A 26605-nucleotide genomic window follows, 5' to 3' on the forward strand; every position below is an offset into this window, starting at 1 on the left:
CGCTCTACACGGAGACGACGGTCGTCGTCGTCCCCAAGGACCACCTGTTCGCGGCCGTGGAGGACGACGCGGGTCCGAGGCCTTCCGTGGTGCGTCCTAGTAGACCGGCTTCTCGGGCTCGATCTGGTGGACCCAGCCGATCACGCCGCCGCCGACGTGGACCGCGTCCGCGAAGCCCGCGGACTTGAGCACCGCGAGGACTTCCGCACTGCGGACACCCGTCTTGCAGTGCAGGACGATCCGCCGGTCCTGCGGGAGGTCCTGGAGGGCGTCGCCCATCAGGAACTCGTTCTTCGGGATCAGGCGCGCGCCCGGGATCGAGACGATCTCGTACTCGTTCGGCTCGCGGACGTCGATGATGTCGATCTTCTCGTCCGCGTCGATCCACTCCTTGAGCTGCTTCGGAGTGATCGTCGAGCCGAGCGCCGCCTCCTGGGCCTCCTCGGACACGACGCCGCAGAAGGCCTCGTAGTCGATGAGCTCGGTGACGGTCGGGTTCTCGCCGCAGACCGCGCAGTTGGGGTCCTTGCGGACCTTGACCTGGCGGTACTGCATCTCCAGGGCGTCGTAGATCATCAGACGGCCGACCAGCGGGTCGCCCACGCCGGCCAGGACCTTGATGGCCTCGGTGACCTGGATGGAGCCGATGGACGCGCAGAGCACGCCCAGGACGCCGCCCTCGGCGCAGGACGGGACCATGCCCGGCGGCGGGGGCTCCGGGTAGAGGCAGCGGTAGCAGGGGCCGTACTCGGACCAGAAGACGGACGCCTGGCCGTCGAAGCGGTAGATCGAGCCCCAGACGTACGGCTTGTTCAGCAGCACGCAGGCGTCGTTCACCAGGTAGCGGGTGGCGAAGTTGTCGGTGCCGTCGACGATCAGGTCGTACTGACCGAAGATGTCCATCACGTTGTCGGCCTCGAGCCGCTCCTCGTGAAGGATCACGTTCACGTACGGGTTGATGCCGAGCACGCTGTCGCGCGCCGACTCGGCCTTGGAGCGGCCGATGTCGGCCTGGCTGTGGATGATCTGGCGCTGGAGGTTCGACTCGTCGACCTCGTCGAACTCCACGATGCCGAGCGTGCCCACGCCGGCGGCGGCCAGGTACATCAGGGCCGGGGAACCGAGACCGCCGGCGCCCACACAGAGCACCTTGGCGTTCTTCAGCCGCTTCTGTCCGTCCATCCCGACATCCGGGATGATCAGGTGGCGGGAGTACCTGCGGACCTCGTCTACGGTGAGCTCGGAAGCCGGCTCGACCAGGGGTGGCAGCGACACGGAGTCTCCGATGGTCGGTATGTCAGTACGGTTGTTCTCCCCGTAACACTGCCACGCCCCTTCTCATTCCGAGACACCCGTTCCGATCCGCGAGACGATTTCGTCCCAGTAGCCGGGCAGCGATTGGAATGGGGCACTTTGTCCCGGCCGCCCCGCGCGGTCCGTGAAGAAGATCGTCCCCGCCCCCTGCCAGCGGGCGATCCGCAGGGCCTCGTCCAGGTGGGTGCGCGGAATCCCGTGGACGAGGTGGACGAACTTGGCCTCCGTGTACTCGGCGGTCCACTCCGCCACCTGCGACCAGCGGTAGTCCACCCAGGAGCCGACGAAGGTCACCAGCTGGTCGGCGGCCTCGGCGTACCCCGGATGGGGGTGGGTGCCGTGGCCGAGGACGAGGTGGGCCTCGCCGCCGAGCACGGCCTCCAGGGCCGCGGTGAGCCGCCGCGTCCCGGCCAGGTCCGCCCGGTCGGCGGGGGCCCGGTCCAGGTAGAAACCGTCGATCCGGTACCAGTCGAGGAAGCGGTGGGCGTCCGAGACCAGCTCCCCGAAGGGCCGGGAGCCGTACGCCAGGTCCAGGTGCCCGAGCACCTTCACCCCGGCGTTCCGCAGCTTCCCGGCCGCTTCCAGACAGTGTGGGTCGGGGCGGCTCCCGGGGCCCTCCGCCACGTTGAGCACCGCCCAGTGCAGCGGGGTCCCGGGGCGGGTCAGCTCGGCCCACTCGACGGGGGCGAGCAGCGGATGGGCGTAGCCGGGGACGCCGAAGCCGAGCGCCTGGACGGCCCCGGTGGCCGTGGTCCCCGTCAGATGCGACACGCCGCCTCCATCCAGATGTCGGCGAGGGACTCCTCCAGATTGATCCGGGGCCGCCAGCCGAGCCGGTCGCGGGCGGTGCGGACGTCCGCCTGCTGCCAGGGTCCGCAGCCGTCGGGGTACGGGTACGGGGCGGAGGCCAGCTGGTCGGCGATGGTCCCCTCGGTGCGGGGGGCGCCGATCACCGGGCGCTGCGGGATGCCGTGCGGGGCGTCCAGCTCGTGCAGGTTGCCGGAGTAGCCGGCGACCCGGGCGAGGACCGCGGCGGCGTCCCGGAGCTTGACGGCGCGGCCGGTGCCGATGTTGACGACGCCCTGGGCGGCGGAGAGGGAGGCGGCGTGGACGGCCCGCGCCACGTCCCGTACGTCGACGAAGTCCCGCTGCACGCCGAGGCCGCTGAGCTTGAGCTCGCCGTCCCCGGCCTGCATGGCGCGGCGCATCGCCTCGGCGAGACGGCCGAGCGGGGAACCGGCCGGCGTGCCGGGGCCGACCGGGGAGAAGACCCGCAGGACGACGGCGTCGAGCCCGGAGCCGAGGACGAGTTCCGTCGCGGCCAGCTTGGACACGCCGTACGGGCCGCCGGGGCGCGGGATCGCGTCCTCGGCCGTGGAGGAGCCGGGCTGGCTCGGCCCGTACTCCGAGGCGCAGCCGACCTGGACGAGCCGGGCCCCGCAGCCGCTGCGGCGCAGGGCCTCGCAGACGGTGGCGACGGCGACGGTGTTGTGCCGGGTCAGCTCGCGGGCGCCGCCCCGGGTGGCCCCGGCGCAGTTGACGACGACTCCGGGGTGGACGGCGTCCAGGAAGCGGGTGAGCGCGCCGGGGCTGCCGGAGGCGAGGTCGAAGCGCACGTCGGCGTCGTCGCCCCGGCCGAGCGCGGTGAGGTGGACGGCCGGGTCGGCGAGCAGCCGGTCGGCGACGAAGCGTCCGATGAAGCCGTTGGCTCCGAGCAGTAGCACCCTCATCGTGCGGCCCCTACGTGCCGACCGGCCGGTCCTTGGGTTCGAGGGGTCATGATCTTCGTTCTCCTTGCGGGGTGGTGAGAGAGGTGACGGGGCACGCCCGCGGCGTCGGCTCCGCGGGTGCGGGAAGGTTCTTCACGGGAGGCTCGGCGGGGTGGGGGTTGCTGTGGTCGCCGAGGCTGCGGCTGGTTGTCACGGGGTGGCGTGGGCCGAGGCCCGGGCGAGGGCGCCGGTCGCGTGGGCCAGCAGGCCGAGCGCGGCGGCGCCGCAGACGAGGGTGGGTACGGCCCCGGGCCCCCAGGCCTCGACGAGGGTGCGCACCGGGGCGGCGAGCGCGTCGAAGCCGGGGACGGGGACACGGGCGGCGAGGACGCTCGCGAGGGCGAGGCCCTCGCCGGCGCAGGCTGCGGCGAGGACGGTGGCGGCCGTCTCGGGATGGCCGTGGACGGTGTGGAGCCGGGCGAGCAGCAGGAGCGCCCCGAGGGCGAGGGCTCCGGAGCTGAAGCCGGTGAGGGCGAGCAGGCCGGCGAGGGCGAGGAGTTGGAGGGTCACGGTGCCGAGGAGCAGCGGCCGGGTGGCGGCGGCGAAGTCGGCGAGGCCGCGGCTGTCGGCGATCCGGCGGCGGGCCCGGCTCGCGAAGAGGTGGGCGCCCCAGGCGGCGGGGGCGACGGCGAGGGCGAGTCCCAGGAGGGGCGCGGGGGTGATCTCCCAGGGTCCGTCGGGGCCGCCGGTGAGGACCTGGTGCAGGAGGCCGTCGCCGCCGACCGCGTACGCCAGGAGCCAGAGGGTCCAGAGCCGTGCGGCGGGGGCGGTCCCTCCGTCCGGGGCGCGGAAGGGGCCCTGCCGGACGGCGAGCAGCAGGGCCCCGCCGAGGGCGAGGGCTCCGGCGGCCCCGACGGCGATCCGCACGGGCCCGTGGCTGAAGGTGAGCCCGAGTCCCGTGAGCCCGGCGGCCCCGCCGGGAGCGAGGGCGGCGAGCGCCCAGGGCGCCCGTGCCCGCTCCGGCTCCGCGACGGGCATGGGCCTCTCCTGTCCGCGGGGCACGCGCGCGTACAGCTCCTCGGCGAGCGAGAACACGTCCCGGTGCCGGAACCGCGCGGCGGTCCGGTCGGTGAACCCCTGCGCTTCGAGACCCGCGGCGATCTCCAGCGGGTCGACGGCCCGCTCACAGAGCTCCCGATGCCGGTGCATGAGCACCTTCACGGGATCGGCCTGCCCCCGACGCCCCCGGGCGCGGGCGGCGTCCACGGCGGTGCCGACGGGTACGGGGCGGGGCGCGGCGACGCCTGCCGGTGCGGGGCGGTGACCGGTCTCGTCTGCGGCGGTGCCGACCGGGGCGGAGCGGTGCGCGGCGACGCCTGCCGGGGCAGGCTGGTGCGCGGCGGCGTCCACGGCGGTGCCTGCCGGCGTGGGCCGGTGCGTGGTGGCGTCCGCGGCGTCCGCGGGGCGGTCCTCGACGCGGATCCCTTCGGCCGGCTCGGCCCGGTTGGCCGGCTCGGCCGGCTCCGGGGTCGGGCCGGGGTCCGTCGAGGCCGGGTCCGGGCCCTTCGGGGCCCGGTCGGAGTCCGTCGGGGTCGGCGAATCCGACGGGGCCGCGGCATCCGAGGCCGGTTCCTGCCGGTCCGTCGGCGCCGGGGCCTGCCGCTCCTCCTGCGCCGGTTCCTGGCGGTCCGTCGGCGCCGGGGCCGGTGTGCCCCAGGCCGTGCCGGGGTGCGGGGGCGTCGTGGTGGCCGTCTCCGGGGGTGGGGCTATCGCGGAGGGGGCGGCGTCGGCGGGGTCCCCGGGGGCGGGGGCGCGCAGGTCGAGAGTGCCGGCCGTGGTGAGGGTGGGGGTGCCGAGGAGGGCTTCGGAGCGCGCGTCCCAGGCTCCGGGGCTCGTCGGGGCGGCGGAGCCGCGCATGGGGGTGCCTCCTTCAGGCATCGGGGGCTCCCGTCCCCGCGGTCACGGTCTTGTGCGCCCAACTGCCGGGCACATGGGCCTCGGCCGGGTGGGCGAAGGGGACGCCGTCCCCGGGGCGGTGGCGCACCGGCGCGTGGGAGAGGAGTTCGAGGTAGATGCCGCGGAACGCGGCGAGGTTCTGTTCGACGGTGAAGAGTTCGAGCGCGCGGGCGCGGGCGGCGGCGCCGAGCCGGTGGCGGCGCTCGGGGTCGCGGAGCAGCGCGAGGCAGGCGTCGGCGAGCGCCCGGGGGTTGCGCGGGGGGACGACGAGGCCGGTGCCGCCGATGATCTCGACGACGGCGCCGACGTCGGTGGAGACGGTGGCCCGTGCGCAGAACATCGCTTCGACGAGGCTGGCGGGGAAGCCCTCGACGAGGCTGGACATGACGACGAGCGCGCCGGAGGCGTACGTGTCCTCCAGGGTGGGCGCCTCGGGGCCGCCGAGTTCCTCGAAGGCGACGGGGTTCTCGCCGACGGCGTGCGCCCCGGGGGCCTCGTCGGGGAAGAGCTGGGCGGCGAGCCCCTTGCAGTAGGTGAGGTAGGCGCCGCCGCCCGGTTCGCGTTCGGGCACGGCGACGATCCGCAGCCGGGCGTCGGGCTGGCGGGCCCGGATCTCGGCGAAGGCGTGGAGGAGGCCGATGAGGTCCTTGGCGGGTTCGACGCGGCCGACCCAGACGAGGGTGGCGGGGTCGCCGCTCGCCTCGTCCTCGCCGACCTCGGCGAAGCGCTCGGCGGCCATGCCGGGGTGGACGGTGCGGATGCGGGCCCGGTCGGCGCCGCACTTCTCCTGCCAGCGGCGGGCGTGGGCGTTGCCGGGGGTGAGCAGGGCGGCCTGCCGGTAGATCTCGCCGGCGAGCCGGCCGTGGAGGGCGGCGAGCAGGGCGCGCAGGGGGGCGGAGCGGTCGGTGCCGGCCGCGGAGAGGTAGTGGGCGCGCAGCGGTACGCCGTACTCGGTGACGAGCAGCGGAGTTCCGAAGAAGCGTTTGGCCAGCAGGCCGGGGAGGGCGGTGGTGCCTCCGGCGGCGGCGTGGCAGAGGTCGGCGGCGCCGAGCGCGTCGTCCCCGTACCAGTCGAGCGAGAGGGGGCGCAGGGCCCGCTCCAGGTGCTCGGCGAAGGCGAGGTGGTCGGGGAGTCCGGCGGCGGCCGCGCCCCGGCGTGCGCCGGGCGCGCGGCAGGCGGCCTCCAGGGCGCGGACGGCGTCGTCGGAGCGGAGCGCCCCGGGCAGCCCGCCGCGCTCGCGGGCGAGTTCGGCGAGGGCGTAGAGCCCGTCGGCGAAGGGGGTCTCGCCGCTGCCCCCTTCGCCCTCGCCGTCCTCGGCGCAGAGTCCGGTGGCGAGCCGGTGGTAGGCCTCGGTGAAGCGGCGCCGCTCGTGGCGGCCGTAGGCCCGGCGGGAGGCGCGCGGCGCGCAGGGGCTCCACGCTCCGGAGGCCGCCGGGGCCGCGTCGGGACCGCCGAGGTCGGCGGTGCGGGCGACGCGGGCGTGGGGTGGCAGGGGCTGCGGGGTACCGGCGGGGCCGAGGGCGTAGAGGTCGAACCGGTGCTGTCCGAGCCCGCGCACGAGCCGTTCGCACCAGCGTCCGGACTCACCGGTGGCGTACGGGTAGCCACCCTCCGTGAGCAGTCCGATCCGCACGCGTGCACCCCCGATCTCCCTTGACGGCGGCCACCGTCGGCCCGGTGACTCGCAGCGGGAAAAACGTAAGCGGAGACAACGGTGGCGCGACGGACGGTTGTCCGTCGCACCACCGGAAGGGGTGAATGCACGTAACTTTCCCACCCCGGTCGCGTTCTGTCGCGGTAAGCGGCGGGGTGATCACGGAGAGTCAGGCGGCGGCCAGCTCCTGGCGTCGTTCCCTGCGCTCCGCCGCGAGGACCGGGTCGAGGGAGGGGACGGCGGCGAGCAGCTGCCGGGTGTACGGGTCCTGGGGCGCTCCGTACACCTCGTCCACCGTGCCCTGTTCGACGATCCGGCCCCCGCGCATGACGGCGACCCGGTCGCTGACCTGCCGGACGACGGCGAGGTCGTGGGCGATGAAGACGAGTCCGAGGCCGAGTTCGGCCTGGAGCTCGGCGAGCAGCGCGGTGACCTGGGCCTGGGTGGTGACGTCGAGCGCGGAGACGGGCTCGTCGCAGACGATCAGCCGGGGTTCGGCGGCGAGCGCGCGGGCGATGCCGACGCGCTGGCGCTGGCCGCCGCTGAACTCGTGCGGGTAGGCCGCGTACCGGTCGGGGTCGAGTCCCACGCGGTCGAGCAGGTCGCGCACCCTGTCCCGGATCCGGGTCTCGTCCCGCTCCCCCGCCACGCGCAGCGGGTCGGCGATCGACTCGCCGACGGAGCGGCGCGGGTTGAGCGAGGAGACGGGGTCCTGGAAGACCATCTGGAGTTCGTGCCGGTACGGGAGCAGCCGCTTGTCGGAAAGGCCGCCGATCTCCTCGCCCCGGTAGCGGAGTTCGCCGGCGGTGGGGTCGAGGAGGCGGACGAGCATCCGGCCGAGGGTGGTCTTGCCGCTGCCGGACTCGCCGACGACGCCGAGGGTCTCGCCCGCGCGGACGGTGAGGGAGGCCCCGTCGACGGCGGTCACGGCGGTCTTGCCCCGGCCGAACTCCCGTCGCAGGTCGACCGCTTCGAGGAGCGTCTCCTTCGTCTCGGGGGCGGTCCGGACCGGTCCGTCGAGCCGGGGCACGGCGGAGAGCAGCGCGCGCGTGTACGGCGCCGAGGGCGCGCCGAGCACTCCGGCGACGGCGCCGCGCTCGACCTCGCGCCCGTGGCGCATGACGAGCACCTCGTCGACGCTCTCGGCGGCCACGCCCACGTCGTGGGTGACGAGGAGCAGGGCGGTGCCGGTCTCGCGCCGCAGTTCGTGCAGCAGGTCGAGGATCTGGGCCTGCACGGTGACGTCGAGGGCGGTGGTGGGTTCGTCGGCGACGATGAGCTGCGGCTCGCAGACGAGGGCCATGGCGAGGAGGGCGCGCTGCCGCATGCCGCCGCTGAACTCGTGCGGGCGGGAGCGGGAGCGGCGGGTCGCGTCGGGGATGCCGACGCGGTCGAGGACTTCGATGGCGCGGGCCCGGGCCGCTTTTCTGGATCCAAAATGATGGATCTTGGATCCAGGGTGGTGGATCTTGGATCCAGAATGATGGATCCGATAGACCTCGGCGATCTGGTCGCCGACGGAGTAGTAGGGGTCCAGGGCGGACAGCGGGTCCTGGAAGACCATGGCGGCCACCCCGCCGCGCAGCCGCCGCAGCTCGGCGGGGCCGGCGGCGCCGACGTCGATGCCGTCGACCCGCACGGTGCCGCCGAGCCGCGCGCCCGTGCCCCGGTGGAGGCCGAGGAGGGCGCCGGCGACGGTGGACTTGCCGCTGCCGGACTCGCCGACGAGGGCGAGCGCGCGGCCGGCCTCCAGGGTGAAGGAGAGCCCGTCGACGGCCCGTACGGCGCCGGCCTCACGCGGGAATTCGACGGTGAGGCGGTCGACCTCCACGAGCGGGGTCGCGGGGCCGGGTCGGGGGGTCGGTTCGGCGAGCGGGGTCGCGGTGCCGGGCCGGGGGTTCGGGAGCGTCATGTCAGGGCGACCCTTCGGTCGGCGAGGGCGTAGAGGAGGTCGGCGACGACGTTCGCGAGGACCACGGCGACCCCGGTGAGGAACACGATGCCCACGACGACCGGCAGGTCGACGTGGCGGACGCCGTCGATGAGGGTCTTGCCGAGCCCGGGGATGCCGAAGAGCGACTCGGTCAGCACGGCCCCGCCGAACATGGTGCCGAGGTCGACGGCACTGAGCGCGATGACCGGCGGCACGGCGCCGCGCAGCGCGTGGCGGGTGACGACGGACCGCTCCCCCACCCCGTACGCGCGGAAGGTCCGGATGTGGTCCTCGGCGAGCGTCTCCAGGGTGGAACTGCGGGTGAGCCGCGCGTACTTGGCGGATTCGAAGAAGCCGAGGGTGAGCCAGGGCAGCAGCATGTTCCAGGCCCACTGCTCGGGGTCCTCGCCGAGCGGCACGTACGAGGGGAAGGGCAGCCACTGGAGGTAGGCGCAGACCGCCATGAGCAGCAGCAGGCCCAGGATGAAGACGGGCGTGCCGGTGCCGGCGAGGGTGAGCACGGTGAGGGCCCGTTCGGTGAGTCCGCCGCGGCGGAGCGCGGAGAGCAGCCCGGTGCCGATGCCGACGACGAGCCAGATCACCATGGCGCCGAGGGCGAGCGAGGCGGTGGCGGGCAGCCGGTCCAGGACGAGCTCGGTGACCTGCTGGTCGGTCTGGTACGACAGGCCGAGGCAGGGCGCGTCGCAGTGCAGGACGCCGGTGCCGGTGGAGTGGTCGCGGCCGGCGAAGACGCCCTGGAGGAAGTGCAGGTACTGGGCGAACACGCTCTTGTTCAGGCCGAGTTGCTCCCGTACCTGGGCGATCTGCTGCGGGTTGCAGCGTTCGCCGCAGGCGAGCCGGGCGGGGTCGCCGGGCACGACGTAGAACAGGGCGTAGACGAGGACGGAGAGCGCGAGGAGGACGAGCGCGGCGCCCGCGAGCCGTTTCAGGACGTAGCGGGTCACCGGGAGGTCTCCTTTCGCGTGCCCACGCCGAGTCGGCCGGCCTCGCGCGGGTCGAGGGCGGTGCGGACGGCGTCGCCGAGGACGGTGAAGGCGAGCACGGTCGTGAAGAGCAGTCCGGCCGGGAGCAGGACGTACGCCGGGTCGGCCCGGAACCAGGTCTGCGCGGTGGACAGCATCTGCCCCCAGGAGGGGGTGGGCGGGGTGACGCCCACGCCGAGGAAGGAGAGCGAGGCCTCGACCACGATGTTGGTGGGGACGAGGATCGCCGCGTACGTGATGACGGGTGCGGCGAGCGAGGGCAGCAGCTCGCGCCGGGCGGTCCGCCACCGCCCCGAGCCGGCGAGCCGTGAGGCGGCGACGAAGTCGAGGCCCTTGAGGGTGAGGGTCTGGGCGCGCACGATCCGGGAGGTGCCGGCCCAGCCGAGCAGCCCGATGACCAGGACGAGCAGCAGCGGGCGCGGGAAGTCGCGGGGGACGACGGCGGTGAGCGCGATGGCGAGGACGAGGAACGGCAGGGCGAGGAAGACGTCGGTGATCCGGCCGAGGGCGCCGTCGACCCAGCGGTTGCCGAGTCCGGCGACGAGGCCGACGAGCAGCCCGACCAGGACCTGGACGACGGTGGCGCCGACGGCGACGAGGAGCGAGATCCGGGCGCCGTACAGGAGCCGGACGAACAGGTCGCGGCCGGTGCCGGGTTCGATGCCGAGCCAGTGGTCGGCGCTCGCCCCGCCGAAGGCGCCGTACGGGACGCCGCCGCGGGCCGAGTCGACGAGGTCGTCGTGGTACGTGTGCGGGTCCTGGCCCGCCAGGGCGGCGAGCAGCGGCGCGGCGAGGGCGAGGAGGACGAGCAGGAGGAGGACGGCGGCGGAGGCGAGGGCGGCCGGGCGGGTGCGCAGCCGTCGCCACACCTGCCGGGCGGCGCCCGTGGCGGGAGGTCCCGTCACGGGCGCCGGCGCGTCGGTCACCGTGGTCACTTGACCGCGACCTGCGAGACGTCGAGGACGCCGGTCCAGTCGCTGATGACGACGTTCTTGACGTCCTTGCCGACGAGCCGCTTGTAGACCGGGTGGAAGAGCGGCACGTCGAGGGCCTGCTCGCCGATCTTCTTGTCGAGGGCGCCCCAGCGGGCGGCTGCGGCCTTGAGGTCGGTCAGCTTGTTGATCTCGTCGATCTCCTTGTTGACCGCCGGGTCGTTCAGCTGCGCGTGGTTGTAGTTGGAGCCGTTGGTGACGATCTGGCGTCCGTCGAAGATCGGCGCGAGGAACGGGCCGCCGGCCGGCCAGTCGGCGCCCCAGCGGGAGAGGAAGAAGCCGGGGGCGTCCTTGACGCTCCAGCGCTTCTCGTTGAAGGAGTTGGGCTCCTGTCCGTCGAGCTCGACGGTGATGCCGGCCTTGCCGAGGGCCTCCTGGACGGCGGTGGCGACCTCGGGGCTGGTGAGCCGGTTCTGGGCGGTGGAGTGGAGCAGGGTGACGGTCAGGCCGTTCGGGTACCCGGCCTCCTTCAGGAGCTGCCTGGCCTTGGCCGGGTCGCCGGTCCTCCCGGCCGGGAAGTGGTCGTACGGGGTGTGGCCGAAGGCCTTCTGCTCGGGCAGGAAGGTGGTGGTGGCCTCGGCGAGCGCGGAGCCGCCGGCCGCGTTGACGACGCTGGTGCGGTTGATCGCGTACGAGATCGCCTGGCGGACCTTGGGGTTGTCGAAGGGCTTCACCTTCGGGTTGAAGGCGAGGTAGGCGGTGAAGCCGAAGTGGCCGGTGCCGACGCGGGCGGCGAGCGCCTGGTCGGATCCGATCTGGGCGAGTTCGGCGGGGCCGAGGTTGGTGTCGGTGGTGACGGCGGAGGCGTCGGCGCCGGAGGAGGTGGCGAGGCGCTGGTTGATGACGGCCTCGTCGAGGCCGGACCTGACGTCGATCTTGTCCGGGTAGGCCTTGCGCTCCTCGTCGGTCTTCGGGTCCCAGTGCGCGTTGCGCTCCAGGACGAGGTGCTCGCCGTCGTTCTCGTTCTTCACGACCTTGTACGGGCCGGAGGAGACCGGGTGCTCCTCGTACCTGGCGCCGGTGTCCTTGGCCTTGGGGACGGGGGCGAACTGCGTCTGCGTGGCGACGAAGGGGAACTCGCCCTCGGGCTTCTTCAGCTTGAAGACGATGGTCCGCGCGTCGGGGGTGACGATCGACGCCAGGCCCTTGCCGCCCTTGTACGGGCCTTCGTACGTGTCGCCGCCGACGAGCCAGTCGCGCAGGTAGGGCGCGCCGCCGGAGAGCTCGGCCGCGAAGGAGCGCTCGATGCCGTACTTGATGTCGGCGCTGGTGATGGGCGTGCCGTCCTCGAACTTCAGGCCCTCCTTCAGCGTGTAAGTCCACTCCGTGGCGTCCTTGTTGGGGCGGCCGGTGTCGGTGGCGAGGTCGGGGACGACCTGGGTGCCGGCGGCGCCCGCCTCGCGGTTGCGGGTGGTGAGCGTGCGGAAGACGAGGGAGGGGACGTTGCCGCCGCCGGAGGTGTAGAGGCGGGCCGGGTCGAAGTCGCTCTGGGCCTCGCTGTTGAGGACGGTGAGCGTGCCGCCCTTCCGCGGGGCGCCCGCCGCCTTGCCGGAGGTGCCGCCCTCGGCGCCGGCGCCCTCGGGGCCGCAGGCGGCGGCGCCCGAGGCCAGGACGACACTGACGGCGACCGCTGCCACGCGGCGCGGGATGACGGACGAATGACGCATCGGAAAGAGACCTCTCGGGGTGGACTGCGGAAAGGAGAAAGGGAATTCCGCAGGCACGGGGAAAAAGCCCGAAAGGGGGACGGCGCCTGCGGGAATGAAGAACCCGGGCGCGGCGAGAGAAAAAGAAAGCCGACGAGCGCTCGGGCTGCGTCAGCTACAGAGAATGTCGGCGACCGTGTGTCCGGTCACGCCGAAGAGCGCCAGCTCGAGGGCGGCGCTGTCGGAAACGGCGTGACGGGGCGACATGCCGAGAAATATGGACGAACACGTGAGCGGTGTCAACGGGCATACGCGCCGTCCCGAGACGACCGTCTCGGGATGCGGACACCCCTCGACGGGACGGGCCGTCAACTCGCCGGATACACCCAGGGGTTGGGGCGGCACTTGATGCCGTCGATGTCCAGGGACTTCGTCTGCTGCTGCATCACGGGTGCGAGCGCGCCCGGCGTGCTGCAGTTGACGTGCCCGTGCCCGAGGCGGTGTCCGACCTCGTGGTTGATGAGCATCTGACGATAGGCGTGCATCGCCTTCGGACCGAAGGTGTCCGACCCCTTCGCCCAGCGGAACGCGTTGATCATCACGCGCTGGGTCGAGGCCGAGTCGCACGAGACGTTGTCGACGGTGGTGTCGAGCCCGGACTTCGCACACCAGGCACCGGTGGTCCCCGGACTGGCCAGGGTGATCACGAACTCCGGCTCGCCGCTGGAAATGCGCTCGAAGGTCATCTCGCCCCGACCGGCCCAACTGCGCTTGTCGTTGAGGGTCTTCTGCACGGCGTCGGCGAAGAGCTTCGGATCGAGACCGATCCCCTTCTCGACGTCGACCCGGTAGCGGATCAGCCGCCCCTTCCCGGGCGCCTTCGCCAGGCCCGGCACGGCCTCGAACTCCCCGGAGCCCTTCAGCTTCGGGTCGATCGGGAACTGGCGGGTCATCAGCTGCTCGTACGTCGGCGGGGCGGCGGCGGGCGCCGGTTTCGCCGGGACGGGCCGGTCGTCGGAGCGGGATGCGGAGGTGTCGTCCGCGGGCCGCTCGGCGGGCTTCCCGGCGGCGTGGGCGGCGGCCGGGGACTCGCCCCTGCCCGTGACCTGCCCGGTGACGACGACGGCGAGGACGGTGGCGACGGCGGCGGCCGCGATTCCGGCGAGGGCGCGGCCGAGCCCGCCCCGGGAGGCCGGGGCCTCCGGATCCGGGCTCCCGTCGGCGACCTCCCGGCGCGGCGCGGGGACGAACGACGCCTCGGCGGCGTCCTGTTCGGGTGCGGCGGCCCGGGCGGTGGCGCCGCGGGGGCCGTAGGACGCGGGGCGCGGGGCGGAGGTCTCGTCGTGCTGCGGATGACCGCCCCGTACGGCCGCCCCGTAGGCGGGGACGCCGTGCGCCGGGGTGCCGGGCGCGCCGGGGTACGCGGGGGTCCCGTGGGCGGGCGTGGCATGCCGCGGCCCCCCGTACCCGGCCGCCCCACGCCCCGGAGCCCCCTGAGCCGGAGCCCCGTACTGGGGAGTGCCGTGCGCGGGGGTGCCGTGACGCGGAGCCCCTTGTGCCGGCGCCCCCGGGCGCGGCGCTCCTTGACCCGGGGTCCCGTACTGGGGTGTGCCGTGCGCGGGGGTCCCGTGACGCGGAGCCCCTTGGACCGGCGCCCCTTGGCGCGGTGCCCCCTGGGTCGGGGTCCCGTACTGCGGAGTCCCCTGTGCCGGGGTTCCGTACATCGGCGTGCCGTGGGCCGGGGTCCCGTACCCCTGGGGGCCGGTGGTGTCCTGGCCGCCGCCGGCCGTGGTCGTGGTCCTGCGTCGGCGTCCCGTCCCGGGCGGCGGCCCTGCCGGGGACGCTCCCGGCCCCGTCCCCGTCCCCGCTCCCGCCTGCTGCCCGGTGTCGGCCACCGAGGGCGCGGAGCCCTTGCGACTATGTCGTCCCACGCCCCGGATCAGCTCCCGCCGTCATCGGCGATCAGGTCCCGTACGGCCTGGGCGACCGCCTCCGGGTACTCCATCATCGCCACGTGTCCCGCCTCGGGGAGGGTCAACAGGCGCGAGCCGCGGAAGGCGGCGGCCGCCTTCCGGGCCATCCGGTACGAGACGAGCCGGTCGCGCCTGCCGTAGACGAGCAGCGTCGGGGCGAGGACCCGCTCGGCCTGCCGCCACAGTCCGTGCTGCCCGCCCAGGGTGTACGCGTCGACGATGCCGCGCGAGGAGCGCGCCATGACGTCCCAGAAGTACGGGAGCTCCAGGCGCCGCTCCATCTCCTCCACGGCGTGCCGGAGGCCCTCGTCGGTGACCAGGCCGGGGTCCCCGTAACAGAGGGCGAGGACGCCCTTGACCCGCTGCTCGGCCGTCCAGTCCTTGGTGAGCTTCGCGAAGAACGAGGCGACGCCGGGCACCGCGAGCAGCGCGGTGGGCCAGGCGGTGCGCTGGGCGCGCAGCTCGGGCAGGGCCGGGGAGACGAGGGTGAGGGTGCGGACCAGGTCGGGCCGGACGGCGGCGACGCGGGTGGCGACGGCGCCGCCCAGCGAGTTGCCGAGGAGGTGGACGGGTCCGCGCCCGCCGGCGTCGAGGAGCCGGATGACGGCGCGGGCGTGTCCGGTGACCGAGTAGTTGCCGTCGTCGGGCGGCGGGGAGTCGCCGAAGCCGGGCAGGTCGACCGCCTCGCCGTCGACGTGGTCCGCGAGCAGCGGCATGAGGGCGGACCAGTTCTGCGAGGAGCCGCCGAGTCCGTGGACGTACAGCGCGGGCGGCAGACCGGTCCGGTTCCCCGGCCGGGCGCGCACGGTGAGGGTGAGTCCGGGCAGTGCCACGGAGCGGAGCTCCTCGCCTTCGGCGACCCGTACGGCGCGGGTCCGCGACGCGGATGAGGCGGCGGCGGTCCGGGTTTCCGGCAGCTCGGTCGAGGACATGGCCGCAATATTACGAGACGATCACGCGCAGTCGTGTGTGGGTGGGGTCACAGGTGCGTGTGCGGCGGGGCGCGTTCACTCCTAGGCTCGGAGTGAGGGCCATCGGGAGCACCGCGACCCGCACCCGGAAGGAGCCGCATGACTGTCGATCCCAACGAGCCGGACACATTCACCGAGGAAGAGGTCGTCGTGCTGGACGAGGAAATCCCGGAGGCCGACGCGGCCGAGCAGCACACCGAACTGCAGCAGCGCGAGGACGAACGGCCCACCCATCTCGAGCGCGACTCGGCGAACGAGGCCGACGCGTCCGAACAGGCGCGTGTCGTCGCCCTCGACGAGGACGACTACCGCTGAGCACGCGGCTCCCGCTGATTTGTTCGGTTTAATCTTGAATCGACTGTCGACCCGGGCGTCCGGTCCGTGAAATTCTGCGTTCGCACCGCGCACAGCCGGGTTACCCAAAAGTACGATGGCGGCGCGGCGCGACAGCGCACATGGATCGATTTTTGGGAGGCCGCGTGAGCGCCATCGAGCAGACAGAGGCAGCACGCCCTCGGGGCACGCGCCTGCCGCGACGTGCCCGACGGAACCAGCTGCTCGGCGCGGCCCAGGAGGTCTTCGTCGCCCAGGGGTACCACTCCGCCGCCATGGACGACATCGCCGAGCGGGCCGGCGTCAGCAAGCCGGTGCTGTACCAGCACTTCCCCGGGAAGCTGGAGCTGTACCTCGCCCTGCTCGACCAGCACTGCGAGTCCCTCCTGCAGGCCGTGCGCACGGCGCTGGCCTCCACCACGGACAACAAGCTCCGGGTCGCGGCGACGATGGACGCGTACTTCGCGTACGTGGAGGACGAGGGCGGCGCGTTCCGGCTCGTCTTCGAGTCCGACCTGACGAACGAGCCGGCCGTACGCGAGCGCGTGGACCGGGTCAGCCTGCAGTGCGCGGAGGCCATCTCCGACGTGATCGCCGAGGACACCGGCCTGTCGAAGGACGAGTCGATGCTGCTGGCCGTCGGCCTCGGCGGGGTCTCCCAGGTCGTGGCCCGCTACTGGCTGTCCAGCGGGTCGGGCATCCCCCGCGACAAGGCGGTCGGCCTGCTCACCTCGCTCGCCTGGCGCGGCATCGCGGGCTTCCCGCTGCATCCGGTGGACGGCCAGCTGAGCGCCGAGGGCCACTGACGCCCTCCCGCGCGCCGCATTCCCGGACGCTGTTCGCTCCTGGCGTGCGGCGGCTGACCCGTACGGGTCCCCTCACCGGGCTAATGTGTGCAGCGTACGGCGCGGGTATTCGCGCAACGCTGACCGTTCGGAGGGACATAGCCGTGGAGGTCAAGATCGGCGTGCAGCACGCGCCCCGGGAGATCGTTCTGGAGAGCGGGCAGTCCGCCGAGGAGGTCGAGCGCGCGGTGGCCGACGCGCTGGCCGGCAAGGCGCAGCTGCTCAGCCTCTCGGACGAGAAGGGCCGCAAGGTCCTCGTTCCCGCCGAGAAGATCGCGTACGTGGAGCTCGGCGAGCCCACCGTGCGTCGCGTGGGCTTCGGCGCGCTCTGAGCCCCGGATCCGACGGGAAAGGCCCGGTGGACCTCTTCGGTCCACCGGGCCTTTCGTCTGTCCGTACTCCCGTACTCCCACGTCAGGGGGTACGGGAGGATTGCGTTCCGGACGCCGGGGGTAGGACGCCTGTGACCGCACCACCCGCCCCGCACTCCTCGCGAGGTGATCCGCAGTGTTCCTGGAAGCCCTCGGCTCCGCCCTCCTCGGTTTCGCCCTGGCCTGGGTCGCCGCGCAGCGACTGTCCGACCGTCTCCCCGTCCGTGCGATCGTCCTCGTCACCGGGACGCTCGGCGGCGTCTTCGGCGCGCTCGTGACCCACGGGGCGCTGGGCCCCGGTCACTTCCTCGCCACCCTGATCGGCGCGGTGGCCGTGGCGGCGGTGCTGCTGTCGCTGCTGATCCGCCCGGCCTCCCGCAGACTGCGCCGATCAGCCGCGGTCTGACCGGCGCGTCCGCCTGAGGCGCCTCAGGCCGCGAGGCCCAGGGCGGCCATGCGCTTGGTGTGCGCCTCGGTGATCCGGGAGAACATCCGGCCGACCTCCGCGAGGTCGAAGCCGTCCGCCACGCCGCCGACCAGCATCGTCGAGAGCGCGTCGCGCTCGGCCACCACGCGCTGGGCCTGGGAGAGCGCCTCGCCCATCAGCCGGCGCGCCCAGAGCGCGAGCCGGCCGCCGACGCGCGGGTCGGCGTCGATCGCCGCGCGGACCTTCTCCACCGCGAAGTTGCCGTGGCCGGTGTCGTCGAGCACCGCGAGGACGAGCCCCCGCGTGTCGGAGTCGAGGCGGGCCGCGACCTCCCGGTAGAAGTCGCTGGCGATCGAGTCGCCCACGTACGCCTTGACCAGGCCCTCCAGCCAGTCCGAGGGCGCGGTCAGGCGGTGGAAGTCGTCGAGCGCCTTCGCGAAGGGCTCCATGGCCGCCGTCGGCTCGGCGTCGACGGCGGCGAGGCGGTCCCGCAGCCGCTCGAAGTGCTGGAACTCGGCCGAGGCCATCTTCGCCAGCTCCGCCTTGTCCGCGAGGGTCGGCGCCAGCTTGGCGTCCTCGGCGAGCCGCTCGAAGGCCGCGAGCTCTCCGTAGGCGAGGGCGCCGAGGAGGTCGATCACGGCGGCGCGGTACTGCGGCTCGGCGGAAGCCTCCGCCCAGTCCTTGGCGGCGATCCCGGTGGGTGTGGCGTTGTCAGGCGTCTCCATGGAGCGCACAATAGCCCGCTCGCGCGGCCCGGGAAGGCCCTGGTCAGTCAGTGTGACCGTGCCCTCATCGCGATTTCTCCCAACACACATGCGCGAATCCGGGGTACAGTGATAAGGCGCCTGCTGAGTATGCGGACATGCTTTCGCACGTTCGGATGTATCCGGTGGGCCGACTCATGAATGAGGATGCCCGGTCGGTGGCCCGATCGGCTCCGGCCCGACAGCCCTTCCGGCGGACCCGCGGAAGGGTCACCCTCAGCGGTACGACGCTCGAGCGACGGCAGTGGTCCCGCGCCACCCGGCGGTGATCTCCCCTGATCCCCCCGGAAGATCCCGGCACGGTACGACCCCCTTCGTTCGCCTCGCACCGCGTCTCACAGAAGAGGCAGCACCCTGACTACGACTTTCCGAGAGCTCGGAATCCTTCCCGAAACGGCCGAGGCCCTGGAGGCCGTCGGCATCGTCACCCCCTTCCCCATCCAGGAGATGACCCTCCCGGTCGCCCTCACCGGCACCGACGTCATCGGCCAGGCGAAGACCGGCACGGGCAAGACCCTCGGTTTCGGCCTCCCCATCCTGGAGCGCGTCACCGTCCCCACGGACGTCGAGGCCGGCCGGGCCAAGCCCGAGCAGCTGACCGACGCCCCGCAGGCGCTCGTCGTCGTCCCCACCCGCGAGCTGTGCCAGCAGGTCACCAACGACCTGCTCACCGCCGGCAAGGTGCGCAACGTCCGCGTGCTCGCCATCTACGGCGGCCGGGCGTACGAGCCGCAGGTCGAGGCGCTGCAGAAGGGCGTCGACGTCGTCGTCGGCACCCCCGGCCGTCTGCTCGACCTCGCCGGCCAGCGCAAGCTCGACCTCTCGCACGTGAAGGTCCTCGTCCTCGACGAGGCCGACGAGATGCTCGACCTGGGCTTCCTGCCCGACGTCGAGAAGATCATGAACATGCTTCCGGCCAAGCGCCAGACGATGCTGTTCTCGGCGACCATGCCGGGCGCGGTCATCGGCCTGGCCCGCCGCTACATGTCGCAGCCCACCCACATCCGGGCCACCTCGCCCGACGGTGAGGGCGTGACCGTCGCCAACATCAAGCAGCACGTCTACCGCGCGCACAACATGGACAAGCCGGAGATGGTCTCCCGCATCCTGCAGGCCAACGGCCGCGGGCTCGCGATGATCTTCTGCCGCACCAAGCGCACGGCGGCCGACATCGCCGAGCAGCTGGAGCGTCGTGGCTTCGCCTCCGGCGCCGTCCACGGCGACCTCGGCCAGGGCGCCCGCGAGCAGGCGCTGCGCGCCTTCCGCAACGGCAAGGTCGACGTGCTCGTCTGCACCGACGTCGCCGCGCGCGGCATCGACGTCGAGGGCGTCACCCACGTCATCAACTACCAGTCCCCCGAGGACGAGAAGACCTTCCTCCACCGCGTGGGCCGCACCGGCCGCGCCGGTGCCAAGGGCACCGCGGTGACGCTGGTCGACTGGGACGACATCCCGCGCTGGCAGCTGATCAACAAGGCGCTCGGCCTGGACTTCCACGACCCGGTCGAGACGTACTCCTCGTCCCCGCACCTCTTCGAGGAGCTGGACATCCCGGCGGGCACCAAGGGCATCCTGCCCCGCGCCGAGCGGACCCGCGCGGGTCTGGGCGCGGAGGAGCTGGAGGACCTGGGCGAGCCCGGCGGTCGCCGTGGCCGCGGCCCGAAGGCCGCCGAGAAGACCGAGGAGGCCCCGGCCCGTACGCGGACCCCGCGCCAGCGTCGCCGCACCCGCGGCGGCAGCGAGCTCGACGACGCCGTGGCGTCGGCGGCACCGGCCGTCGAGACCGCGGTCGAGACCGCGGCGGACGAGGCCCGCGCCGAGGCCGGACCGCGCACCCCGCGCCGCCGCCGTCGCACCCGCTCCGCCGCCACGGGCTCCGTGCCGGTCGCGGCCCAGGCGGTCACGACGGCTCCGGCCGCCGAGACGCAGGCCGTCGAGGCTCCGGCTGCCGCCGAGGCCCCCGCCAAGGCGCCCGTCGCCGAGGCCCCGGCCAAGGCCCCCGTGGAGGCGCCCGCCGTCAAGGCCCCGGCCGCCGCGGCGCCCGTCGTCGAGACGCCGGCCGCCTCCAAGGCCCCCGTCAAGGCGCCCGTCGTCGAGACGTCGGCCGTCGAGGAGCCGAAGGCCCCCCGTCGCCGTGCCCGTGCCGCCCGTCCGGAGGCCGTGACGGCCGCTCCGGTCGACCGGGCCCCCGTCGCCGCGGAGCCGGCTCCGGCCCCGCGCCGCCGCCGTGCCCGGGTGGCTCGTCCGGTCGAGGAGACCGTGTCGTTCCAGACGCCCGAGACCGCCGCGGTCGCCCTGATGGCGCAGCGGTCCGCCGAGGCGCCGGTCGTCGAGGCCGCTCCGGTCGTCGTCGAGGAGCCGAAGGCCGAGGAGCCGAAGAAGGCCCCCCGCCGCCGCACGGCCAAGAAGGCCGTCGTGGAGCCGGTGTCCGAGCCCACCGCGGAGCCGGTGGCCGAGCCCGTCGCCGAGACCCCGGTCGTCGAGGCGCCGGTCGTCGAGACCCTGGTCATCGAGGTCCCCGGGCCGCGTCGCCGCCGTACCGCCCGTCGGCCCGCCGGTTCGCCGGTGACCGCCGGGGCGCCGGTGGTCGAGGCCCCGGCCGCCGAGCCCGTCGCCGCTCCGGTCGCGGAGGAGCCCGCGCCGCGCCGTCGCCGTGCGGCCCGCCGGCCCGCCGGGTCCCCGGTCTCCGGGGCGCCCGCCGAGGTCATCGTCGTCGCTTCGGCGTCCGCCCCGGTCGCCGTCGCCGAGCCCGTCGTGGCGGAGGCTCCCCAGCAGGAGGCTCCCCAGCAGGAGCCGGTGACCGAGGAGGCCCCGAAGAAGGCCGCCCCGCGCCGCCGCACGGCGAAGAAGGCCGTGGCCGAGCCGGTCGCCGAGACCGTCGAGGCCCCGCCGGCCGAGGAGGCCCCCAAGGCTCCCCGTCGCCGCACGACCAAGAAGGCGGTCGTGGCCGAGGCTCCCGAGGCCTCCGCGCCGAAGACCGAGCCGAAGGCCCCGGCCCGCCGCCGCACGGTCAAGAAGGCGGTGGCAGCCGAGGAGCCGGTGACCGAGGAGGCCCCGAAGAAGGCCGCCCCGCGCCGCCGCACCACGAAGAAGGCGGCGGCCCAGCCCGAGGGCTGACCCCGTCGCCGGTCCCGAGCGGCCCGTCCCCACCGGGGGACGGGCCGCTCGGCCGTCTCCCGTCCTCCCCGTTACAGTCCAGATATGAGCAAGCCCCGTTCCCTCGTCCTGCCACCCCGCACCCGTGCCCGGCGCCTCGAGACCGCGCGTGGGCGGTTCGCCGTGCTCGACACGGCGCCGGCGGGCGAGCGGCGGGGCACGGTGCTGCTGCTGCCCGGGTACACCGGCAGCAAGGAGGACTTCCTCGCTCTCCTCGGCCCGCTGAGCGAGGCCGGGTACCGGGCGGTGGCCGTGGACGGGCGCGGCCAGAACGAGACGCCGGGTCCCCGGGGCCGGGCCGCCTACCGTCGCAAGGCGCTCGCGCTCGACGCGGTGGCGCAGGCGGCGGCGCTCGGGGACGGCCCCGTGCATCTGGTCGGCCACTCCTTCGGGGGCCTGGTGGCCCGTGCCGCGGCCGCCCTCGCGCCGGGCGCCTTCCGTTCGCTCACCCTGCTCTCCTCGGGCCCCGGCCGGGTGGCCCGGCCGCAGCGGATCCGGGTGCGGGTGCTGCGCGCCTCGCTCGCGGTGCTGCCGAAGGAGTGGGTGTGGCAGGCCATGTGCTGGCTGGACAGCCGGGGCGAGGAGCCGGCCACGGGTGACACGCCGGAGCTGGCGGGCTTCCTGCGGCGTCGCTGGATGCGTACCCGGATCGCCCAACTCTCGGGTACGGGACGGCTGCTGTTGAGCCGTCAGGACGGTACGGAGGAGCTGGCCGCGCTGCGCATGCCGCTGCACTTCGCGTACGGGGCGGACGAGATGGTCTGGGCCCCGGCGGACCTGTCGGCGGCGGCCGCCCGCACCGGGGCGCACCACACGGTGGTGGCGGGCGCCGGCCACTCCCCCAACGTGTCGCACCCCCAGGAGCTGACGGACCGTCTCACCGGCTTCTGGGAGCGGACGAGCAGTCCGGCCAGGGTCAGTACTGCGCCTTGAGGTGCTGCCAGAAGCCGTCGCGCAGGGAGCGCCGGAGCGCGGCGTGGCCGCGCAGGGAGCGGCTGAGCAGGCGTTCCGCCTCGACGAGCAGGTCCTGGTCGACCGTTCCGGGCAGGTAGGGCGCGCCCGGCAGGAGTTCGGCGAGCCGGTCCCGGCCGCGCTCGGCGAGCCAGGTGGCCGCGATCTGGGCGCCGACGAAGCGCACCTCCTCGCGGGAGGGCGGCGGCTCGCCCTCGTTCTCGTACGTGGTGACGGGGCGGCGCGTGACGTACGGGCGGCAGAAGTCCAGCTCGAAGGTGCGCTGGCTGTCGACCTCCCAGAGCAGCGCCTCGGCCTGGTTGCGTCCCTCGGCGGCCTCGATGCCCCAGAGGTGGACGCGGGCGCCGTAGCCCTGGGCGGCCTCGACGGCCGAGACGAGGTCCTCGTCGCCGCCGACGAGGGCGGCGTCGCTGATGGCGCGGTGGCGGGCGAGGGACTCCAGGTCGGTGCGGATGAGAGAGTCGACGCCCTTCTGCTGGTTGCTGGCGTTGAGGTTGCCGAGGCGGACCTTGACGTCGGGGAGTTCGGCGATGGCCTGCTGCTCGGGGGTGTGGATGCGGCGGCGGGCGCCGTCGTACCAGTAGACGCGGAGGAGCCGGCTGTCCGCGAAGATCGTGCGGGCCGTGTCGATGAAGGCCTCGATGAGGCCCTCGGCGTCGAGGTCGAAGGAGCGCCGGTCCTCGGTGCCCGCCACCAGCAACCCGGCCGCAGCATGGACGTAACCCGCGTCGACGAAGATGGCGTGGGTGGAGGGGGTCTTGGCCACCTCGGCCAGCATCCGCCGCAGGAGCTCGTTGGTGCGCTCCAGGCGGGTGTCCAGCGCCCGCAGGCGGGCATCGGTGTCGGTGGGGGCTTCGGGCGGTCGGGTGGTGTCTGCGTCGTTCATACGGGGCTCATTGTCCGCCGCTCCGGGACCGGCCGCCACACCCTCCCACCTGCCGGTAGTTAGCAATCCAAAAATTTTCCTTAGCGTAAGGAATGTTTGCAGGACGCACGGCGTTGGAGCCGTACGTAACGCAGTTCTCCATCAGGAGGATCAACTCAGACGAAGGGAGAAGCCCGTGCGCTTCGAAATCCTGCGACTCGACGACATCGACGGCACGCCCGTCGACCGGACCGTCGTGGACGCCGCCTCCGTCAATCGGATCGTGCAGCAGGCCGCCTCGATCGGCCAGCGCATCTGGATCCGCCCCGCCGAGACCTCGGCCTCGTAACAGGTCGGGTCCATCCCACGCACCGCGCCCCCGCACGGACTTCGCAAGAGCGGAATCCGTACGGGGGCGCAGTGGTGTCCGGGGGCCCCCGGGTGCCGGCTCAGGCGTTCTGGATCACCTGGGTGATGCCGTTGATGATCTGCTGCACCGCGATGGCGGAGAGCATCATGCCGGCGAGGCGGGTCACCAGGACGACGCCGCCGTCCTTGATCACGCGGATGATCAGCAGCGAGTACCGCATGGTCAGCCAGAGCACGACGTGCATGGCGGCGATGGCGGTCCAGACGGAGACCTGCGAGGCCGCGCTGTCGGCGTTCTGCACGGCGAGGATGACCGAGACGATCGCGCCCGGCCCGGCGAGCAGGGGCATGCCGAGCGGGACGAGGGCGACGTTGACGTCCTTGGTCTGCTTGGGCTCGTCGGTCTTGCCGGTGAGCAGGTCGAGTGCGATGAGCAGCAGCAGGAGACCGCCCGCGATCATCAGCGCGGGGACGGAGACGTGCAGGTAGTCCAGGATCTGCTGGCCCAGCAGACCGAAGACGGTGATGACGCCGAAGGCGACGGCGACGGCCTGCCAGGCCATCCGGCGCTGCACCTTGGCGGCGCGGCCGGAGGTGAGGGCGAGGAAGATCGGGGTGATCCCGGGGGGATCCATGATGACGAAGAGGGTGAGGAACAGCGAGCCGAAGACGGCGACGTCGAACACGGTGGGGTGCCTTGCGGGAGAGGTGGAACGGTGGGGTGTGTCCCTGCAGGGCGGAATGCGGGATTCCGGCGGCAGGGCAGGAGGAACGCCGCCCCGCGCACGACGCGGAGCCGTACGGGGGCGGACCAGGAAGGGGAAGGCCTCGGAGCGGAGTCGGGTCGGGACGGACGCCCACGCCCGAACCGGGCGCGGCACGACACGGACCGACCGGAGAGCGGGGTCCCGGCCGACGGACCGGGGCAGCGGGTCCCCGGGCGACCGGGGAAGCGGGTGCCTCGCGGGGCTCCTGAAAGTCCGGGGGCGGGGCCGTGCGGCCCCGGTCCGCCGGAGCGGCCTCAGGCGGCAGGTCCGCCCGCGCCCGGGACCGGGAAGGCGCCCGCGGCGCGGCGGGTGATCTCGCCGTAGATCTCGGGGTCGGTGGTGTACTCGCCGAGGCGGCAGGTCTTGCGGCTGCCGTGGTAGTCGCTGGAGCCCGTGGTCAGCAGGCCGAGCTCCTTCGCGAGTCCGCGCAGCCGCGCCCGCGTCGCCTCGTCGTGGTCCATGTGGTCGACCTCGATGCCGTCGAGTCCGGCCTCGGCGAGCCGGGCTATCGAGGCCTCCGGCAGCACCTGGCCGCGCTTGACGGCGAGCGGGTGCGCAAAGACGGTGACGCCGCCGGCCGCCTTGACGAGGCGGATCGCGTCGACCGGGTCCAGCTCGTGCTTCTCGACGTACGCCCGGCCGCCGTCGGCGAGCCACTCGGGCGTGAACGCGCCGGACACGTCCGGTACGACGCCGAGCTCGACGAGCGCCTCCGCGACGTGCGGACGGCCCACGGAGCCGTCGCCGGCGATCCGGGCGACCTGCTCCCAGGTGACGGGGACGCCGAGCTCCTGGAGCTTGGCGACCATGCCGCGGGCGCGCGGCACCCGGTCGTCGCGGACGAGTTCGCGCTCGGCGAGGAGCGCCGGCTCCTCGGGGTCGAAGAGGTACGCGAGCATGTGCAGCCCGATGCCGTCCATCCGGCAGGACAGCTCGGCACCGGTGACGAGGGTCAGCCCCTCGGGCAGGGCCGCGATCGCCTCGGCGTGGCCCCGGGTGGTGTCGTGGTCCGTGAGCGCGACGACGTCGAGACCGGCCGCGGCGGCGTTCCGGACGAGTTCGGCCGGGGAGTCCGTACCGTCGGAGGCCGTGGAGTGGGTGTGCAGATCGATGCGCACGACGCGGTACTCCAGGGGCTCGGCACGGACGAGGGACGCTCCAGCATAACGGGCGAATCGAACACGCCCGTACGGAACGTCACCGGACGGACGGTCCGAGGACGACTCCTACCCGAGCAGCCTCGGGGTGAGCGCGCCGCAGGGCAGCAGGTCGACCTCGGCGCCCGCGTCGCGCAGGTCCGTGAGGACCAGCTCGTCGTACATCAGGAGGCCGGACTGCTCGGGCCAGACGATCGCCCACAGCCACAGGCCGCGCGCCTCGCCCGCGAAGACCGCGCGGTCCTGCGGGGCGCCGGTGACGTGCCAGAGCGGGGTGGGGCGGCCAGCGGCGAGCACCTTCGCCTGGGGCGGCTTGTCGATGGCCATGCCGGAGCCGGGGTCGAGGCCGTCGATGCCGGCGTACCGCGCGCCGAGTCCGACGCCGAGCTCCTCGGCGACCAGGAGCAGCTCGCCGATCCCGCCGAGCGGGCCGGGCCCGGAGCAGGCGACGGCCGTCGCGCGTCCGCCGCTGCGGTCGTCCCCGGCGTACGCGACCCCGGTGAAGAGCCAGCCGACGGGCAGGGGCCACGGCATCCACACCGGGACGTGGGATCTGTGCACCACGACTCCGAGGCCCTCGACGCTGGGCGGGATCACGGGCTGGAGCGGGTGCACCGAGCCGTGCACGTCACACTGCCAGGAGTCGGCGAAGAGACCGGGCGCCCTGACCCTGCCACCGCACTTCGGACAACTGGGTTCGCCCCTCATAGGGCTCAACGGTCCTAGCTCTTCCGCCCCGCGTCAAGGACGCCCACGAACGATCACCCGTACGGCCCGGAGCGTTCACCCCGGCCGGACCGCGGCGGCTGGAACGCGGGAGAGCACTCAGTCCAGGTCCACGGACCTGCGCAGCGGATCGCGCAGGTCCGTCCCCCGTGCGAGCCAGCGCTCCTCCAGGGCCTGCGCCCCGTGCACCCGCTTCCACGCCGCCTCGTTCGGCGTCATCGGCAGCAGCGGCAGGAAGCGGACAGGGTCCATCGGCGCGTCGAGCTCCAGATCCTCCACCAGGCCGCCCGACTCGGCGACGAGCACCGAGCTGAAGGGGGCGCCGGGCCAGAGCGGGTCGCCGACGTCGAGCGAGGCACCCGGCGCCACGACCACGCCCTCGACCTGGGGGGTGGCGGCGAGGACCGCGAGCGGGCGCAGCACCTTGTCGGTGTCGGCGAGCCCGCCCCGCACCGTGAGGACCAGCTCCGCGCGCGGGCCCTTCACCGGGTCGGCGAGCGCGGAGGTCGGATCGGCCATCGGCTGCGCGGACATCCCGAGGGTCGCGTACCGCACGAGGTCGCCGTCGACGAAGCGCAGCACCTCGATCCGGTCCGTGCCGAGGAAGGTCACCGCGGCCCGCGCGTCCGGTTCGCCGAGGGCGGTCCGCAGCCGGGCCTCGACCAGTGCAAGAACTTCTCCCATGTGGGGAGCATAGATCG

At 73.8% G+C, this 26605-nt stretch carries 24 protein-coding genes; 7 read left to right on the top strand and 17 right to left on the bottom strand.

Annotation, left to right across the window (positions count from 1 at the left end; translation table 11 throughout):
• Positions 1 to 96 precede the first annotated feature (96 nt).
• The 11 genes from moeZ to ABZ318_RS11840 all read right to left on the bottom strand — a co-directional run bounded on the left by moeZ (position 97) and on the right by ABZ318_RS11840 (position 15113).
• The gene (gene moeZ / locus ABZ318_RS11790) at positions 97 to 1275 is read right to left on the bottom strand and encodes an adenylyltransferase/sulfurtransferase MoeZ (protein ID WP_356902311.1); all 1179 of its coding nucleotides are present in this window, start codon (positions 1273 to 1275) and stop codon (positions 97 to 99) included.
• A 63-nt stretch (positions 1276 to 1338) separates the two neighbouring features.
• A complete protein-coding gene (locus ABZ318_RS11795) occupies positions 1339 to 2085 on the bottom strand; it encodes a spherulation-specific family 4 protein (RefSeq protein ID WP_356902312.1) in 747 nt (248 codons plus the stop codon).
• Positions 2073 to 3044, bottom strand: a complete 972-nt coding sequence (locus tag ABZ318_RS11800) for an NAD-dependent epimerase/dehydratase family protein (RefSeq protein WP_356902313.1) — start codon at positions 3042 to 3044, stop codon at positions 2073 to 2075. The genes ABZ318_RS11795 and ABZ318_RS11800 overlap by 13 nt, the downstream gene beginning before the upstream one ends.
• Before the next feature lie 189 nt (positions 3045 to 3233).
• A complete protein-coding gene (locus ABZ318_RS11805; protein WP_356902314.1) occupies positions 3234 to 4940 on the bottom strand; it encodes a hypothetical protein in 1707 nt (568 codons plus the stop codon).
• Positions 4941 to 4953: 13 nt separating this feature from the next.
• Positions 4954 to 6612 (bottom strand): glycosyltransferase, encoded by a 1659-nt coding sequence (locus tag ABZ318_RS11810; protein WP_356902315.1) that lies wholly within the window; start codon positions 6610 to 6612, stop codon positions 4954 to 4956.
• Positions 6613 to 6802: 190 nt separating this feature from the next.
• Positions 6803 to 8464 (bottom strand): ABC transporter ATP-binding protein, encoded by a 1662-nt coding sequence (locus ABZ318_RS11815; RefSeq protein WP_356902363.1) that lies wholly within the window; start codon positions 8462 to 8464, stop codon positions 6803 to 6805.
• A 77-nt stretch (positions 8465 to 8541) separates the two neighbouring features.
• Positions 8542 to 9531, bottom strand: a complete 990-nt coding sequence (locus ABZ318_RS11820) for an ABC transporter permease (RefSeq protein ID WP_356902316.1) — start codon at positions 9529 to 9531, stop codon at positions 8542 to 8544.
• Positions 9528 to 10505, bottom strand: coding sequence for an ABC transporter permease (locus ABZ318_RS11825; RefSeq protein WP_356902317.1), 978 nt, complete (start codon positions 10503 to 10505; stop codon positions 9528 to 9530). Before ABZ318_RS11825 ends, ABZ318_RS11820 begins: the two co-directional genes overlap by 4 nt.
• A complete protein-coding gene (locus tag ABZ318_RS11830; RefSeq protein WP_356902318.1) occupies positions 10502 to 12229 on the bottom strand; it encodes an ABC transporter substrate-binding protein in 1728 nt (575 codons plus the stop codon). Before ABZ318_RS11830 ends, ABZ318_RS11825 begins: the two co-directional genes overlap by 4 nt.
• 347 nt (positions 12230 to 12576) lie before the next feature.
• Complete coding sequence (locus ABZ318_RS11835; RefSeq protein WP_356902319.1) at positions 12577 to 14139, bottom strand: DUF3152 domain-containing protein; 1563 nt, start codon at positions 14137 to 14139, stop codon at positions 12577 to 12579.
• Positions 14140 to 14147: 8 nt separating this feature from the next.
• Complete coding sequence (locus tag ABZ318_RS11840) at positions 14148 to 15113, bottom strand: alpha/beta hydrolase (protein WP_356902320.1); 966 nt, start codon at positions 15111 to 15113, stop codon at positions 14148 to 14150.
• A 138-nt stretch (positions 15114 to 15251) separates the two neighbouring features.
• On the opposite strand from ABZ318_RS11840, the gene ABZ318_RS11845 reads away from it, so the two are divergent.
• The 4 genes from ABZ318_RS11845 to ABZ318_RS11860 all read left to right on the top strand — a co-directional run bounded on the left by ABZ318_RS11845 (position 15252) and on the right by ABZ318_RS11860 (position 17107).
• A complete protein-coding gene (locus ABZ318_RS11845) occupies positions 15252 to 15467 on the top strand; it encodes a hypothetical protein (protein ID WP_123455286.1) in 216 nt (71 codons plus the stop codon).
• A 164-nt stretch (positions 15468 to 15631) separates the two neighbouring features.
• Positions 15632 to 16291, top strand: a complete 660-nt coding sequence (locus ABZ318_RS11850; protein WP_356902321.1) for a TetR/AcrR family transcriptional regulator — start codon at positions 15632 to 15634, stop codon at positions 16289 to 16291.
• Between the two features lie 143 nt (positions 16292 to 16434).
• A complete protein-coding gene (locus ABZ318_RS11855) occupies positions 16435 to 16662 on the top strand; it encodes a DUF3107 domain-containing protein (protein WP_073809026.1) in 228 nt (75 codons plus the stop codon).
• Between the two features lie 175 nt (positions 16663 to 16837).
• Complete coding sequence (locus ABZ318_RS11860) at positions 16838 to 17107, top strand: hypothetical protein (RefSeq protein WP_356902322.1); 270 nt, start codon at positions 16838 to 16840, stop codon at positions 17105 to 17107.
• Between the two features lie 23 nt (positions 17108 to 17130).
• Here ABZ318_RS11860 and ABZ318_RS11865 read toward each other — a convergent pair whose 3' ends face one another.
• Positions 17131 to 17853: a ferritin-like fold-containing protein gene (locus tag ABZ318_RS11865; protein ID WP_356902323.1), complete on the bottom strand. Its 723-nt coding sequence runs from the start codon at positions 17851 to 17853 to the stop codon at positions 17131 to 17133.
• Positions 17854 to 18339: 486 nt separating this feature from the next.
• Here ABZ318_RS11865 and ABZ318_RS11870 point away from each other — a divergent pair, with 486 nt between their 5' ends.
• Both ABZ318_RS11870 and ABZ318_RS11875 read left to right on the top strand, forming a co-directional pair.
• A complete protein-coding gene (locus ABZ318_RS11870; protein WP_356902324.1) occupies positions 18340 to 21009 on the top strand; it encodes a DEAD/DEAH box helicase in 2670 nt (889 codons plus the stop codon).
• Positions 21010 to 21093: 84 nt separating this feature from the next.
• On the top strand, positions 21094 to 21981 hold the full coding sequence (locus tag ABZ318_RS11875; RefSeq protein ID WP_356902325.1) for an alpha/beta hydrolase: 888 nt from the start codon (positions 21094 to 21096) through the stop codon (positions 21979 to 21981).
• Here the strand turns inward: ABZ318_RS11875 and ABZ318_RS11880 are convergent.
• On the bottom strand, positions 21965 to 22798 hold the full coding sequence (locus tag ABZ318_RS11880; RefSeq protein WP_356902364.1) for an NYN domain-containing protein: 834 nt from the start codon (positions 22796 to 22798) through the stop codon (positions 21965 to 21967). The two genes, ABZ318_RS11875 and ABZ318_RS11880, sit on opposite strands and share 17 nt — an antisense overlap.
• A 283-nt stretch (positions 22799 to 23081) precedes the next feature.
• Here ABZ318_RS11880 and ABZ318_RS11885 point away from each other — a divergent pair, with 283 nt between their 5' ends.
• Positions 23082 to 23234, top strand: a complete 153-nt coding sequence (locus ABZ318_RS11885; protein ID WP_086024648.1) for a hypothetical protein — start codon at positions 23082 to 23084, stop codon at positions 23232 to 23234.
• A 100-nt stretch (positions 23235 to 23334) separates the two neighbouring features.
• Here the strand turns inward: ABZ318_RS11885 and ABZ318_RS11890 are convergent, their stop codons facing one another.
• From ABZ318_RS11890 to ABZ318_RS11905, 4 genes are all read right to left on the bottom strand, one after another.
• Entirely contained in the window at positions 23335 to 23940 is a 606-nt protein-coding gene (locus ABZ318_RS11890; protein WP_356902326.1) for a MarC family protein, read from the bottom strand.
• 335 nt (positions 23941 to 24275) lie between these two features.
• Positions 24276 to 25139, bottom strand: coding sequence for a PHP domain-containing protein (locus tag ABZ318_RS11895; RefSeq protein WP_356902327.1), 864 nt, complete (start codon positions 25137 to 25139; stop codon positions 24276 to 24278).
• A gap of 108 nt (positions 25140 to 25247) precedes the next feature.
• Positions 25248 to 25886, bottom strand: coding sequence for a DUF6758 family protein (locus ABZ318_RS11900; protein WP_041131110.1), 639 nt, complete (start codon positions 25884 to 25886; stop codon positions 25248 to 25250).
• A 117-nt stretch (positions 25887 to 26003) separates the two neighbouring features.
• The gene (locus ABZ318_RS11905) at positions 26004 to 26588 is read right to left on the bottom strand and encodes a suppressor of fused domain protein (RefSeq protein WP_356902328.1); all 585 of its coding nucleotides are present in this window, start codon (positions 26586 to 26588) and stop codon (positions 26004 to 26006) included.
• Positions 26589 to 26605 lie beyond the last annotated feature (17 nt).

It is taken from the genome of Streptomyces sp. NPDC006197 (assembly GCF_040613865.1).
Classification (GTDB): domain Bacteria; phylum Actinomycetota; class Actinomycetes; order Streptomycetales; family Streptomycetaceae; genus Streptomyces.

Bases quoted from the DNA above. Each gene is read 5' to 3' on its own strand.
- ABZ318_RS11800 (WP_356902313.1), bottom strand. From the start codon at position 3,044: ATGAGGGTGCTACTGCTCGGAGCCAACGGCTTCATCGGACGCTTCGTC.
- ABZ318_RS11805 (WP_356902314.1), bottom strand. From the start codon at position 4,940: ATGCGCGGCTCCGCCGCCCCGACGAGCCCCGGAGCCTGGGACGCGCGC.
- ABZ318_RS11830 (WP_356902318.1), bottom strand. From the start codon at position 12,229: ATGCGTCATTCGTCCGTCATCCCGCGCCGCGTGGCAGCGGTCGCCGTC.
- ABZ318_RS11840 (WP_356902320.1), bottom strand. From the start codon at position 15,113: ATGTCCTCGACCGAGCTGCCGGAAACCCGGACCGCCGCCGCCTCATCC.
- ABZ318_RS11845 (WP_123455286.1), top strand. From the start codon at position 15,252: ATGACTGTCGATCCCAACGAGCCGGACACATTCACCGAGGAAGAGGTC.
- ABZ318_RS11865 (WP_356902323.1), bottom strand. From the start codon at position 17,853: ATGGAGACGCCTGACAACGCCACACCCACCGGGATCGCCGCCAAGGAC.
- ABZ318_RS11870 (WP_356902324.1), top strand. From the start codon at position 18,340: ATGACCCTCCCGGTCGCCCTCACCGGCACCGACGTCATCGGCCAGGCG.
- ABZ318_RS11875 (WP_356902325.1), top strand. From the start codon at position 21,094: ATGAGCAAGCCCCGTTCCCTCGTCCTGCCACCCCGCACCCGTGCCCGG.
- ABZ318_RS11880 (WP_356902364.1), bottom strand. From the start codon at position 22,798: ATGCTGGCCGAGGTGGCCAAGACCCCCTCCACCCACGCCATCTTCGTC.
- ABZ318_RS11900 (WP_041131110.1), bottom strand. From the start codon at position 25,886: ATGAGGGGCGAACCCAGTTGTCCGAAGTGCGGTGGCAGGGTCAGGGCG.
- ABZ318_RS11905 (WP_356902328.1), bottom strand. From the start codon at position 26,588: ATGGGAGAAGTTCTTGCACTGGTCGAGGCCCGGCTGCGGACCGCCCTC.